We start from the raw sequence: 13492 nt of genomic DNA on the forward strand, positions 1-13492 counted from the left end.
TTGGGGAATCGTGAGTAGGGTTGGTGGGTGATCGTCAGCTTCGCCAACCACTCGACGGCGCCCGTCAACCTCGGCGGCGCGGAGCGGTCCCTCGTCCGGTTCGTCGAGGACTGGCTGGCGATCGACCCGACGATGACCCCGACCTTCGTCACGAAGGCCCCGAAGGGCAAGTTCATCGAGGCGCTCGACGACCGCGGCTGGTCCTACGACGCCCTGCGGTTCCGCGGGTGGGCGCTGCCGAGCCCGCAGCCGGCTCCGGCCGCGGAACGCGCGGCGTTCGCCACCGTCGACTACGCCGCGGTGAACGCGATCATCCGCCTGTACGAGCGTCAGCGCCCGGACCTCGTGGTCACGAACACCCTCGTCGCACCGTGGGCGTCCTTCGCCGCCGCGGTCCTCGGGATCCCGCAGGCGTGGTTCGTCCGCGAGTACGGCGACCTCGACCACGGGCTGCAGTTCCAGACCGGGCGTGCGGGTGTCCTCGGTGACATCGGCCTGCTGTCCGGTGCCGTCGTGACCAACTCCGAGGCGATGCGCGAGCACCTGGCGCAGTACATCCCCGCCGACAAGCTCTCCGTCGCGTACCCGACGGTCGACACCGAGCGCCTCCTGGCCTCGAAGGACGAGACGCCGGCGGTCGCGCCGTTCCCGCAGGCCGAGCCCGGCCTCCGGATCACGGTCCTCGGCCGTGTCGAGGAGTCGAAGGGCCAGCACCGTGTCGTGGACGCCCTGGGCGCGCTGCACGAGCGCGGGGTCGCCGCGAGCGTCTGCTTCGTCGGCAGTTGGAAGCACCCCGGCGAGGACCAGCGCCTGACCGAGCGCGCCCGCGCGCTCGGCGTCGCCGACCGTGTCGTGTTCGCGGGCGAGCAGCAAACGCCCGCCCCGTTCATCGAGGCTGCGGACGTCTGCATCACCCCGTCGACGATCGAGGCCTTCGGTCGCACGACGGCCGAGTACATGACCCTGGGCAAGGCGGTCGTCGCGACCCGCCAGGGCGGGAGCGCCGAGCTCGTCGACGACGGCGTCACCGGCGTGCTCGTGGACGCCGACGACGTCACGGCGCTCACGGACGCGCTCGCGACGTACGCGGCGGAGCCGGAGACGGCCAGGAGGCACGGCGCGGCTGCTCCGGACCGGCTCGCGTCGGTCACCGGCGCGGGTCACGACAACGCGGCGGCGATCGCACGTCTGGTCGCGCTGGTCGGCACCGCGGGCTACCGACTCCCCCAGGCTGCGCGGTACTGGTTCGAGCTCCCCGGTGCCTACGCCTCGCTCGGCGCCACGAGTGCGCGCGCCGCGCTCGGCCTGCTCGCGAACCGTGTTCGCGCCCGCTCCGGGACGGTCGGCCGACTCCTCGCCCGACCGGGTGTGGTCGCACGGAAGCTGGTGCGCCGATGAGCCGCGACCGGCGTCCGGTGACGATCGTCGTCCCGATCTACGACGACCTCCCCGGCCTCGAGCGCTGCATCCAGGCGCTCCTCGAGACCGTCGACTTCTCGGTCGACCGGGTCCTGCTGGCCAACGACGTCGGACCCCACGTCGACGCCATCGAGGCCCGCGTCCTCGAACTCGTTGGTGAGCACCCCGGCTTCGAGTACACCCGCAACCCGCGCAACCTCGGGTTCGTCGGCAACTGCAACCGCGCCGTCCTCGAGCTCGACCGGACCGGCAACGACGTCCTGCTGCTGAACAGCGACACGGTGCCGATGCCGGGCTTCCTCGACGAGATGACCGCCGTGCTGGCGTCCGACGACGCGATCGGGGTGGTGTGTGCGCGCAGCGACAACGCGACCATCGCGTCGTTCCCCTACGCCCGGCGCAACCCCCGGGCGACGCTGCCCCCGCGCCGCACGCGCGAGCTGCACGGCCGGACGAAGTACCTGCTCCCCCGGCACACGGTCTCGCCCGTGGCGATGGGCTTCTGCTTCCTCATCCGGCGCGAGGTGATCGACCGGTTCGACCTGTTCGACGAGGTGTTCTCCCCCGGCTACGGCGAGGAGAACGACTTCTGCCTGCGCATCAACGAGCACGGCTACACGTCGGTGCTGGCGAACCGCGCGCTCGTCCTGCACACCGGCTCGACGAGCTTCAGCGGCGACCGCGGCCCGTCACTCCGCCTGGAGCACGAGCGAATCCTGCTCGAGCGGTACCCGTTCTACGCCGGGGCCGTCGCGCTGTTCCTCGCCCGCTACCGTGACGCCGTCGACGTGTTCGCCGACGCGTTCCTGCCCGACGACGACGTCGTGCGCGTGGCCCTGCACCTGCCGACGGAGATCACCCCGGAGGTCGTGGCCCGTGTCCGTGACACCCTCGCGTGCGCGGCGGACGACGTGGTCGTCACGGTCATCGTCTCGAAGGCGCAGATCCGGTCGGCACGGCAGGCGTTCCCCGGAGCCCTCATCGCCGTCGGCGGCCGTCCTCGCCAGATCTTCGACGTGGCCGTCGCGCTCGGGGCGTTGACGACCTTCGCGCAGCTGTCCGCACTCAACGCCAACGCGCCGCGCTGGATCCTGGTCGACCCGGTGTCGCACGACATCCGCTGGTCGCACGCGGTCGCGAACCACCGTGCGTCGGCGATCGACCGCATCCTCCGTCGCTTCGAGAACCAGAGCACGTCCTGGCGCGGCGGCGACGGACTCGTCGAGTTGATCCGGATGGCGGCCGACACCGAGATCGACCCCGCATCGCTCCGCGCGCGCTGGCACGCCGTCTCGGACATCGCCGAGGCGACGGGTCTGCTCGTCCACCGGGCGACCGTGTCGCTCCGCCGGCTCACGGCCCTGAGCTTCGGGGCCCGGAACCCACGCATCGTCGCGCGGATCCGCGCGATCACCGGGCGCGGCGCCTGAGACGACGCCCCTGCTGACGGGAGGCCCGTGGCGGCCCCGCCACGGGCCTCCCGTCAGACGACCGCGTCGATGACCGGACGGTGGCGTCCGACGCTCGTCGCGTCCCACGCACCCAACAGGTGCAGCGTCGCGATGCGGAACGCGAGGGCCCGGACCAGCAGCTGCCGCCACTCGGGCTCACCGGCTCCGAGCGTGTCGAGTCGCTCGACCGGGACGCCGTGCCAGCACACCGCGTCGACGGCCGCGATCGCGGTGCCGAACGCCGCCGGACGCCAGTACGGCGGCCAGTCGATGATCGTCGGTGCGGACCCCTCGGCGAACAGCACGTTGCCGAGCAGGTCACCGTGGACCAGCTGCGACGGCGAGTGGACCGGACGGAACGACGCCGCGAGCCGGTCGAGGGTGGGGTCCGTCGGCAGCGGTTCCTCGCCCCACGCCATCCGGTCGGCACGGGCCCACGGGTCCGTGGCGGCTCCGGTGGTGGACGCCGTGCCGAGGAACGCTGGTCGATCGACGCCGGCGACCGCGCGGTGGAAGGCACGGCCTGCCTGGACCACGTCCTCGACGCGGGACTCGTCGGCTCGACCGGCGACGAACTCCCAGGCCTCCCAGTCCCCCGACCGCCAGCTCCCGTCGTGGGTGGCCACGGGGCGGGGTGTGCGGAACCCCGCCGAGTGCTCGAGCTCGGCCAGGAGGTCGGCACGCCAGTCGGTCACCGCCGGGCCGTCGTGCGGACGGAGCACGACGCCGCCCGCGCGCCAGGTCAGTCCGCGCCCGCCCGTGAGCGGCACCGGCGTGGCCGCTCCCACACCGAACGCGCGCAGCGCTCCGGCGTCGGGAGCGACCAGCTCGGTGCCGTTCACGCGCTCCGCAGCACCTTCGTCATCGGGCGGCCCCTCGCGACCTCGTCGACGAGCTTGTCGAGGTACCGGATCTGCCGCATGAGCGGGTCGTCGAGTTCCTCGATGCGCACACCGCAGATCACGCCGGTGATCAGCGGCGCGTTCGGGTGCACGTGCGCGGCGGCGAAGAAGTCCTCGAACGTGGTCTCATCGGCGAGGTGTCGCGCGAGCGCCGCCTCGTCGAAGCCGGTCAGCCACCGGATGACGGTGTCGAGCTCGGCCTTCGTCTGGCCCTTCCGCTCCACCTTCGCGAGGTAGTGCGGGTAGACCGCCGCGAAGGGCGTCCCGAAGATCCGGTGTCCGGCCACGCTCACACCCCTGCTACACCAGGCACCGCGGCCCGAGCAGGCTCTTCAGCTCGCCGAACAGGTCGGGTGTCAGGTTCACCGGGAACGGCAGCTCGAACGTGCGCGCGACGTCGTCCTTGAGCAGCTTCAGCCGGACCTCGGTCTCCCCCTGGTGCCGTCCGAGCACGGCTGCGAGCTCCGTCACGGTGGACGTGGTCGCCTGCCGCTCCGGCAGCGACAACGTGAGCGGGCCGGAGCCCATCGCGTCGCCGATCGCCGGCTGGAACATGCTCACCGCGTGCAGGGCCTTGCCGTCGTCGCGGACGTTCACACGACCGCGCAGGACCACGATCGAGTCGGCCACGAGCGACGGCCCGAACTCCTGGTAGGTCTTGCCGAGGAACATCACGCCGATCTGGCCGCCGAAGTCCTCGATGTCGACGATGCCGTACGGGTTGCCGCTCGTCTTCGCCACCCGGTGCTGCACGCTCGTCAGCAGCCCCGCGACCGTGACGGTCTCACCCTCGATCGAGTCGTCGGCCGCGATGAGGTCGGCGATGGTGATCGACTGGTGCTTCGCGAGCTCGATCTCGAGCCCCGCGAGCGGGTGGTCCGAGACGTAGAGCCCGAGCATGTCGCGCTCGAACGCGAGCTTGTCGCGCTTGGACCACTCCGGACGGTCGGGCACCTGCGACACCGGACCGGTGGCCGGCGACTCCTCGGCGACCTCGGCGAACAGGGAGTCGAAGTCGAAGCCAACGTTGCCGTGGGCCTCGTCGCGCTTGACCTTGACGGCGCCCTCGACCGCGCCCTCGTGGATCTCGACCAGGGCGCGGCGGGAGTCGCCGAACTCGTCGAACGCACCCGCCTTGATGAGCGACTCGACCGTGCGCTTGTTCGCCGACGAGATCGGGATCTTGCGCAGGAAGTCGTGGAACGACTCGAACGCACCCTTCTCGGTGCGGGCCTTCACGATGTCGTCGACGACGTTGAACCCGACGTTGCGGATCGCGCCCATGCCGAAACGGATGTCCTCACCGACGGCCGCGAAGAAGCCGATCGACTCGTTGACGTCCGGCGGCATGACCTTGATGCCCATGCGGCGGCACTCGTTCAGGTACAGCGCGAGCTTGTCGCGGGCGTCGCCCACCGAGGTGAGCAGCGCCGCCATGTACTCGGCCGGGTAGTGCGCCTTCAGGTACGCGGTCCAGAACGACACGACGCCGTACGCGGCGGAGTGCGCCTTGTTGAACGCGTAGTCGGAGAACGGCAGCAGGATGTCCCAGAGCATCTTGATCGCCGCAGCCGAGTAGCCGTTGTCGAGCATGCCCTTCTCGAAGCCCGCGTACTGCTTGTCGAGCTCGGACTTCTTCTTCTTGCCCATCGCGCGGCGGAGGATGTCCGCCTGGCCGAGGGAGAACCCCGCGACCTTCTGCGCGATGGCCATGACCTGCTCCTGGTAGATGATCAGGCCGTAGGTGCCGCCGAGGATCTCCGACAGCGGCTCTTCGAGCTCCGGGTGGATCGGCGTGATCGCCTGCTCGCCGTTCTTGCGGAGGGCGTAGTTCGTGTGCGAGTTCGCACCCATGGGGCCCGGGCGGTACAGGGCGATGAGCGCGGAGATGTCCTCGAAGTTGTCGGGCTTCATCAGGCGCAGCAGCCCACGCATGGGTCCACCGTCGAGCTGGAAGACACCGAGCGTGTCACCGCGCTGCAGGAGCGCGTACGCCTCGGGGTCCTCGAGTCCCATGGTCTCGAGGTCGAGCTCGATGCCACGGTTGGTCTTGATGTTGTCGAGGGCGTCACTGATGATCGTGAGGTTGCGGAGCCCTAGGAAGTCCATCTTGATCAGGCCGAGCGACTCCGCTGCCGGGTAGTCGAACTGCGTGACGACCTGGCCGTCCTGCTCCCGCTTCATGATCGGGATGATGTCGATGAGCGGGTCGCTCGACATGATGACGCCGGCCGCGTGCACGCCCCACTGGCGCTTCAGCCCCTCGAGCCCGAGCGCGGTGTCGAAGACGGTCTTCGCCTCGGGGTCGGTCTCGACCACGGTGCGGACGTCGACGGCTTCCTTGTAGCGCGGGTGGTCCTTGTCGAAGATCCCGGTGAGCGGGATGTCCTTGCCCATCACGGGCGGCGGCATGGCCTTCGTGAGCTTCTCGCCCATGCCGAACGGGAACCCGAGGACGCGCGAGGAGTCCTTCAGTGCCTGCTTCGCCTTGATCGTGCCGTACGTGACGATCTGTGCGACGCGTTCGGACCCGTACTTCTCGGTGACGTACTTGATCGCCTCACCGCGGCGCCGGTCGTCGAAGTCGACGTCGAAGTCGGGCATCGAGACGCGGTCCGGGTTCAGGAAGCGCTCGAAGATGAGCCCGTGGCGGATCGGGTCGAGGTCGGTGATGCGCATCGCGTAGGCGACCATCGACCCGGCACCGGAACCACGGCCCGGGCCGACGCGGATGCCGTTGTTCTTCGACCAGAGGATGAAGTCGGAGACCACCAGGAAGTACCCGGGGAACCCCATCTGGTTGATGATGCCGACCTCGTAGTCGGCACGCTCCTGGACCTCGGCCGGGATGCCGCCCGGGTACCGGTACTCCAGCCCCTTCGCGACCTCCTTCTCGAACCAGGAGTGCTCGGTCTCCCCCTCGGGCACCGGGAACTTCGGCATGTAGTTGGCCGAGGTGTCGAACTCGACGTTGCAGCGCTCGGCGATCAGCAGGGTGTTGTCGCACGCCTCGGGGTTGTCGCGGAAGACGTGCCGCATCTGCTGCGGGGACTTCAGGTAGAACTCGTCGGCGTCGAACTTGAAGCGGTTCGGGTCGTTCAGCGTCGAGCCCGACTGCACGCAGAGCAGGGCGGCGTGCGACTTGGCGTCGTGCGAGTGCGTGTAGTGCAGGTCGTTCGTGCCGACCAGCGGGATGTCGAGGTCCTTCGCCAGCCGGATGAGGTCGCTCATGATCCGGCGCTCGATCTCGAGCCCGTGGTCCATGACCTCGGCGAAGTAGTTCTCCTTGCCGAAGATGTCGCGGTAGTCGGCGGCGGCCTTGACGGCTTCGTCGTACTGGCCGAGGCGTAGGCGCGTCTGGACCTCGCCCGAGGGGCAGCCCGTCGTGGCGATGATGCCCTCGTGGTACTCCTGCAGCAGCTCGATGTCCATGCGCGGCTTGAAGTAGTAGCCCTCGAGCGAGGCCTTCGACGACAGCCGGAACAGGTTGTGCATGCCCGTGGTGTTCTCGGCGAACATCGTCATGTGCGTGTACGAGCCGGCGCCGGAGACGTCGTCGCCACCGCCGTCGCCCCACCGCACACGGGTCTTGTCCGTGCGGTGCGTCCGGGGCGTGATGTACGCCTCTGTTCCGATGATCGGCTTCACGCCGCCGGCCTTGGCGGCCTTCCAGAACTCGAAGGCGCCGAACATGTTGCCGTGGTCGGTCACCGCCACGGCCGGCATGCCCTGCGCAGCGGTCTCCTGCACGAGGTCGCCGAGCCTGGCCGCGCCGTCGAGCATCGAGTACTCGCTGTGCACGTGCAGGTGGACGAAGGAGTCGGAATCCGCCACGGAACCTCCGGTCGAACGAGCTGCTTGCGGGACGCGAACAGCCTAACCGCGACGGAGGACAAACCCGCGCGCGTCGGAGCGGTCTCCCGCCGAGGTCGCACGACACGCCGCACGCAGTCCGGCGAGGGTGCAGGAACCGACGTGTGGCGGGCGCGAGGTGTGCAGATCGTGGCCCCTCGGCGGTGGAGTCCGCGCGTGGCGGGCGGGAGGCACGGGGCGGGGCCGAGACGGGCCTCCCGGCCGGAGCCCGCGCGCGACACGCCCGTGGCGCCCCCGTTGAGGTTCCACGACATGCCGCCCGCGCATCGCCGAGGTTCCACGAACCGGTGCCGAGCGCGCCGACATACCGAGATTTCGGAACCTCGACGGACCACGCGGCGACACGACACGGACGGACGACGCGACCGAGCGGGGCCGGCGCGCGCCCGCGTCAGGACGAGGCGGCGCGGATCCGGTCGAGCGCGAGGCGCAGGTCGTCCGGGTACTCCGCCCGGAACGACACCCACTCACCGGTGCGCGGGTGGTCGAACCCGAGGCGCACGGCGTCGAGCCACTGGCGCGTCAGCCCGAGCTCCTGCGCGAGCGCCGGGTCCGCGCCGTACATCGTGTCGCCGACCAGCGGGTGGCGCGTCGCCGCCATGTGCACGCGGATCTGGTGGGTGCGCCCGGTCTCCAGGTGCACCTCGAGCAGGGTCGCCGAGCGGAACGCCTCGAGCGTCTCGTAGTGGGTGACGCTCGGCTTGCCGTCGGCGGTGACCGCGAACTTCCAGTCGCTCGACGGGTGCCGCCCGATGGGGGCGTCGACGGTGCCGGAGGTCGGGTCGGGGTGCCCCTGCGCGAGCGCGTGGTAGACCTTCTCGACCGTGCGCTCCTTGAAGGCACGCTTGAGGTGCGTGTAGGCGAGCTCGGTCTTCGCGACGACCATGAGCCCGGACGTGCCGACGTCGAGGCGGTGCACGATGCCCGCGCGCTCCGCGGCACCCGAGGTCGCGATCGTGAAGCCGGCGGCCGCCAGACCCCCGGGCACGGTCGGACCGTCCCAACCTGGCGAGGGGTGTGCGGCGACGCCGACGGGCTTGTCGACGACGACGATGTCCTCGTCGTCGTGCACGATCGTCATCCCCGGCACGACCGCCGGCACGATGCGTGGCGGCTCCTTCGGGGACCACTCGACCTCGAGCCACGAGTCCGCGTGCAGGCGGTCCGACTTGTCGACTGGGACGCCGTCGACCCGGACCCCGCCGGCGGCGACGACGTCGGCCGCGAACGACCTGCTGAAGCCGAGGAGCTTCGCGATGGCGGCGTCGACACGCTCGCCGGCGAGCCCGTCGGGGACGGGGAGGGAACGCGACTCGGTCACGTGGCGTCGTGCCCCAGCGTGTCGCGACGGTCGCGGTGGTCCGGACGGGAGGCCCGCTCCGGCTCCGCCACGTCGGCTGCGGGCGATCCCGCGTCCGCTGCGGGGACCGAGAACGCGGCCCCGCCGTCGAGCGGCTCCGTCGTGTCCGCCTGTGCTGCGCGCTTGGCCGAGACCGTGCGTGACCCGTCGAGGTTCACGCCGAGGATCACCAGCAGCACGAAGACCACCATGCTGATGCAGATGAACGAGTCGGCGACGTTGTAGATCGCCGGCATCATCCACGGGGTGGAGATGAAGTCGACCACGTGGCCTCGGCCGAAGCCGGGTTCACGGAAGAGTCGGTCGATCAGGTTGCCGAGCGCGCCGCCCAGCAGCATGCCGAGCACGACGGCCCACCACATCGAGCGGATCCGCCGCGAGTAGATGATGATCGCGACGACGACCGCGGCCGAGATGACCGAGAACACCCACGTCATGTTCACCGCGAAGGAGAACGCCGCCCCGGGGTTCCGGACGTACAGGAACTGGAGCGCCCCGCCCAGGACCGGGACGGGGGTGCCGTAGGGCAGGTTCGCGACGACCAGCGCCTTGGCGACCTGGTCGAACGCCACCACCACGACAGCGGCGAAGGCCAGTGCCGCGATAGCGCGGACACTGACCTTCGCTCGTGTTGCTGGTCGCGACAACGTCAGTTGCCGAAGCCCTGCGCCGATGCCGGCGCCGGGGTGAGACCGGACTGCTCGTTCGAGGAGTCGAGCTCGGAGAGCTGCCCCTGGATGTAGCTCTTGAGCTGGGCGCGGTAGTCGCGCTCGAACGTCCGGAGCTCGTCGATCTTGCCCTCGAGCTGGCGCTGCTCCTGCTCGAGCACCTGGACACGCTGACGGTTCGTGTTCTCGGTGTCGGCGATGATCTGGCGCTGCTTCGCCTCGGCCTCGGAGACCAGACGCGCTGCCTGGGCGGTGCCCTCGGCGATGAGCGCGTCGCGCTTCTCGATGCCTTCGCGGACGTGCTCCTCGTGGAGACGGCGCGCGAGCGTCAGGAGGTTCGTGGTGCCCTCGGTGTCCTCGTCCGCCGGGACCGTGGTCGCCGGGGCGGCCGCTGCGACCGGAGCGGGCTCGGGAGCCGCCTCGACCGGGGTCGGCACGGGCTCCGGCTCGGGCTCGGCCGCCGGAGCGGGCTGCTCGGTCTGCGCCGACTGCGGAGCGGACTCGGCCGCCTGCAGGCGCTGGCGGAGCTCGTCGTTCTCCGCGGTCAGGCGGCGCAGCTCGACCACGACCTCGTCGAGGAAGTCGTCGACCTCGTCCTGGTCGTAGCCCTCGCGGAACTTCGTCGGCTGGAACCGCTTGTTGACTACGTCTTCCGGCGTCAAAGCCATTGCCGTCACCTCAATAGAACTGCTGAACGTGTGGAACCACTTGCGTCGCGACCGAATCTACCAGTCGCGCCCTGTGGTGCGGATGCCGCGCCGGAGGCGAGCATCGATCCCGACCACCGTACACCGACGACGGACCGGAACGATGACCGCGCTGTCGGCGTGGCGCGTGTCGCGGGTCGGGATCGGCCCGGGAAGGACCTGGATCGGGTCAGACCGCGACGGCGATGCCGTTGACGACGACCCGGGCGATGATCACGACGAGCATGACGATCGTCCAGCCGAAGTCGAGTGCGACCGGCCCCATGCGGAGCGGCGGCAGGACCCGCCGGACCGCGCGGATCGGCGGGTCGGTGATCGTGTAGACGAACTCGGAGACCACGAGCAGTCCACCGCGCGGTCGCCAGGACCGGTTGAAGTTCTGCACGAGGTCGAGCGCGAACCGCCCCCACATCACGAAGAAGTACAGCAGGAGGGCGAGGGAGATGATCCCTAGGATCACGGACACGATGGGGCTCGCTCGTCTCGGGCGAGCGGCGTCATGCGACGACGCTCACGGGCGGGTGGCCGCGGGCGGCTCAGGACTGGGCGAAGAAGTTCGCTTCGATGTCGGACTCTACCTCAGCCGGCTCACCGCTCACTGCGACGTGTGCGGGCGACAGGAGGAAGACCTTGTTCGTAACGCGCTCGATCTTGCCGTACAGGCCGAGCGACAGTCCGGACGCGAAGTCGATCATGCGACGGGCGTCGTTCTCGGTCATCTGCGAGAGGTTGATGATGACGGGGATGCCGTCGCGGAAGCTCTCGGCGATGGACTGGGCGTCCTTGTACTCGCGCGGGTGGACGGTGAGGATCTCGTTCATTTCCTGGACCGGGGTCGCCTTCTGTGCGGTCGTGTGCGAGCGGCGGAGCGGAGTGACCTGGGCGCCGCGCTGGTGGGTGTGCGTCTTGGGCGCCGGAGCGGCGGCCGGTGCCGCGGCCGGAGCCGCGGCCGGAGCCGCGGCGGCGGGAGCGTCCGCCGGGGCGGCCGACTCCTGTGGCGCGGCTGCCTTCGCCTCCGGGGCCTGCTGCCGCGCGGGGGCAGCCTGCTGCGGCTGCTCGTCCTCGTAGTCGAGTTCCTCGTCGGCGAGGCCGAGGTAGACCATCGTCTTCTTCAGCGGGTTGGCCATGGTTCCTCCGGAGGTTGGTGCACGTGGATGCCCTGCAACGAGGCTAGGGTGCCGCCGGTCGATTTCCCGTGATTGCGGTGCCGATCCGCAGGTGTGTCGCGCCCTCGAGCACGGCGTCGGCGTAGTCGCCACTCATGCCGGCCGAGATGTCGGTGGCGCCGGGTGCGAGTGCCACGACCCGCTCGGAGATCGTCCGGAGTCGTGCGAAGGCCGCGCGGGGCTCCTCGTCGAGGGGCGCGACCGCCATCACGCCCCGCAGCCGGATCGTGCCGGTCTCGAGCACGCGTGTGGCCATCGCCTCGACGTCGTCCGGTTGCACGCCGCCGCGGCCGGGGTCGTCGGTCAGGTTGACCTGCACGAAGCCGTCGATGACCGGCGGCTCCGGTTCGACCTCGGTCGGCGCGAAGGCGTCCACCACCGAGGTGCGGTCGAGCGACTGCACGACGTGCGCGTAGCGCCGGACCTGCCGGGCCTTCTTCGACTGCAGCTGCCCGACGAAGTGCCAGGTCAGTCCGAGGTCGTCGAGCTCGGCGGCCTTGGACTGGGCCTCCTGGTGGCGGTTCTCCCCCACGTCGGTGACCCCGAGCGACGCGAGGGCCCGGACGAGGGATGCCGGGTGGTACTTCGTGACGACGATGAGGGTGAGGTCGTCCGCCGAGCGCCCTGCGGCGCGCGCCGCGTCGGTGATGCCGGTCCGGACGGACGCAACACGCGCCTCCAGTCCGTCGTCTGGTGACGAGGACGGGAGGCGCGGATCACCTGCCATGGAACGGTTACTTCAGGAAGTCGGGGACGTCGAGCTCGTCGTCGTCGTCGAACGCCGGGTCGGCGGCGCGCTGCACCGGCGGCTGGTGCTCCTGCGAGGCCCAGGACGGGCTCGAGGTGCTGGAGTCCTCGATCGCACCGGTCGACGCGGCGACGGGGGCCGTCGCGCTCGACTCGGGGTCGACGTAGCTCGAGCGACGCTCCTTCTGCTGCTGCGCCGGCTCGCCGCCGTCGAAGCCCGCGGCGATGACGGTCACGCGGACCTCGTCGCCGAGGGTGTCGTCGATGACCGCACCGAAGATGATGTTCGCCTCGGGGTGCACGGCTTCCTGCACCAGACGGGCGGCGTCGTTGATCTCGAAGATGCCGAGGTTCGAGCCACCCTGGATCGAGAGCAGCACGCCGTGCGCACCGTCGATCGAGGCCTCGAGCAGCGGCGACGCCACGGCGAGCTCCGCGGCCTTGATGGCGCGGTCGGCACCCCGCGACGAACCGATGCCCATGAGCGCGGAACCCGCACCCTGCATGACGGACTTGACGTCGGCGAAGTCGAGGTTGATGAGGCCCGGGGTGGTGATGAGGTCGGTGATGCCCTGCACGCCGGCGAGGAGCACCTGGTCGGCGGTGGCGAAGGCCTCGACCATCGAGATGCCGCGGTCGCTGATCTCGAGCAGGCGGTCGTTCGGCACGACGATGAGCGTGTCGACCTCGTCCTTGAGCCCGGCGACGCCGTTCTCGGCCTGCGACTGACGACGCTTGCCCTCGAAGCTGAACGGCTTCGTGACGACGCCGATGGTGAGCGCGCCGATGGACTTGGCGATGCGGGCGACGACGGGCGCACCACCCGTGCCGGTCCCACCGCCTTCACCGGCGGTGACGAAGACCATGTCGGCACCCGCGAGGGCCTCTTCGATCTCTTCGGCGTGGTCCTCGGCGGCACGACGGCCGACCTCGGGGTCCGCGCCGGCGCCGAGACCGCGGGTGATCTCGCGGCCGACGTCGAGCTTGACGTCGGCGTCGCTGAGCAGCAGCGCCTGGGCGTCGGTGTTGATCGCGATGAACTCGACGCCACGGAGGCCGAGTTCGATCATCCGGTTGACGGCGTTGACGCCGCCGCCGCCGACACCGACGACCTTGATGACGGCGAGGTAGTTGTGGTTCGTGGTCACGTCAGTCAGGCCTCCGGTTGAACCCTCAACCTCTACTTGAAGTTCAGGGGC

General features: G+C 70.2%; 12 protein-coding genes. 2 read left to right on the forward strand and 10 right to left on the reverse strand.

Annotation, left to right across the window (positions count from 1 at the left end; translation table 11 throughout):
- The first annotated feature begins 27 nt into the window (after nucleotides 1–27).
- Nucleotides 28–1398, forward strand: a complete 1371-nt coding sequence (locus tag EDF63_RS10460) for a glycosyltransferase family 4 protein (RefSeq protein WP_123312941.1) — start codon at nucleotides 28–30, stop codon at nucleotides 1396–1398.
- Nucleotides 1395–2849, forward strand: a complete 1455-nt coding sequence (locus EDF63_RS10465) for a glycosyltransferase family 2 protein (protein WP_123312942.1) — start codon at nucleotides 1395–1397, stop codon at nucleotides 2847–2849. The genes EDF63_RS10460 and EDF63_RS10465 overlap by 4 nt, the downstream gene beginning before the upstream one ends.
- A 53-nt stretch (nucleotides 2850–2902) precedes the next feature.
- Here the strand turns inward: EDF63_RS10465 and EDF63_RS10470 are convergent, their stop codons facing one another.
- The 10 genes from EDF63_RS10470 to ftsZ all read right to left on the reverse strand — a co-directional run bounded on the left by EDF63_RS10470 (nucleotide 2903) and on the right by ftsZ (nucleotide 13441).
- Entirely contained in the window at nucleotides 2903–3712 is an 810-nt protein-coding gene (locus EDF63_RS10470; RefSeq protein ID WP_123312943.1) for a hypothetical protein, read from the reverse strand.
- Nucleotides 3709–4059 (reverse strand): DUF2200 domain-containing protein, encoded by a 351-nt coding sequence (locus EDF63_RS10475; protein ID WP_123313148.1) that lies wholly within the window; start codon nucleotides 4057–4059, stop codon nucleotides 3709–3711. Before EDF63_RS10475 ends, EDF63_RS10470 begins: the two co-directional genes overlap by 4 nt.
- A 13-nt stretch (nucleotides 4060–4072) precedes the next feature.
- Nucleotides 4073–7555: a DNA polymerase III subunit alpha gene (gene dnaE / locus EDF63_RS10480; RefSeq protein WP_395871856.1), complete on the reverse strand. Its 3483-nt coding sequence runs from the start codon at nucleotides 7553–7555 to the stop codon at nucleotides 4073–4075.
- Nucleotides 7556–8036: 481 nt separating this feature from the next.
- Entirely contained in the window at nucleotides 8037–8966 is a 930-nt protein-coding gene (locus EDF63_RS10485) for an RluA family pseudouridine synthase (protein ID WP_123312945.1), read from the reverse strand.
- Nucleotides 8963–9652 (reverse strand): signal peptidase II, encoded by a 690-nt coding sequence (lspA, locus tag EDF63_RS10490; RefSeq protein ID WP_260233052.1) that lies wholly within the window; start codon nucleotides 9650–9652, stop codon nucleotides 8963–8965. Before lspA ends, EDF63_RS10485 begins: the two co-directional genes overlap by 4 nt.
- 2 nt (nucleotides 9653–9654) lie before the next feature.
- Nucleotides 9655–10341, reverse strand: a complete 687-nt coding sequence (locus EDF63_RS10495) for a DivIVA domain-containing protein (RefSeq protein WP_185021371.1) — start codon at nucleotides 10339–10341, stop codon at nucleotides 9655–9657.
- Between the two features lie 208 nt (nucleotides 10342–10549).
- Nucleotides 10550–10846 carry a YggT family protein gene (locus EDF63_RS10500; RefSeq protein ID WP_111085780.1) on the reverse strand — a complete coding sequence of 99 codons (297 nt, stop codon included), beginning with the start codon at nucleotides 10844–10846 and terminating at the stop codon, nucleotides 10550–10552.
- 70 nt (nucleotides 10847–10916) lie between these two features.
- Nucleotides 10917–11507, reverse strand: coding sequence for a cell division protein SepF (locus EDF63_RS10505; protein ID WP_123312947.1), 591 nt, complete (start codon nucleotides 11505–11507; stop codon nucleotides 10917–10919).
- 43 nt (nucleotides 11508–11550) lie between these two features.
- Complete coding sequence (locus EDF63_RS10510; protein WP_123312948.1) at nucleotides 11551–12273, reverse strand: YggS family pyridoxal phosphate-dependent enzyme; 723 nt, start codon at nucleotides 12271–12273, stop codon at nucleotides 11551–11553.
- 7 nt (nucleotides 12274–12280) lie between these two features.
- Nucleotides 12281–13441: a cell division protein FtsZ gene (gene ftsZ / locus EDF63_RS10515; RefSeq protein ID WP_111085783.1), complete on the reverse strand. Its 1161-nt coding sequence runs from the start codon at nucleotides 13439–13441 to the stop codon at nucleotides 12281–12283.
- Nucleotides 13442–13492: the final 51 nt, after the last annotated feature.

The sequence above is a fragment of the Curtobacterium sp. JUb34 genome (genome assembly GCF_003755065.1).
GTDB lineage: Bacteria > Actinomycetota > Actinomycetes > Actinomycetales > Microbacteriaceae > Curtobacterium.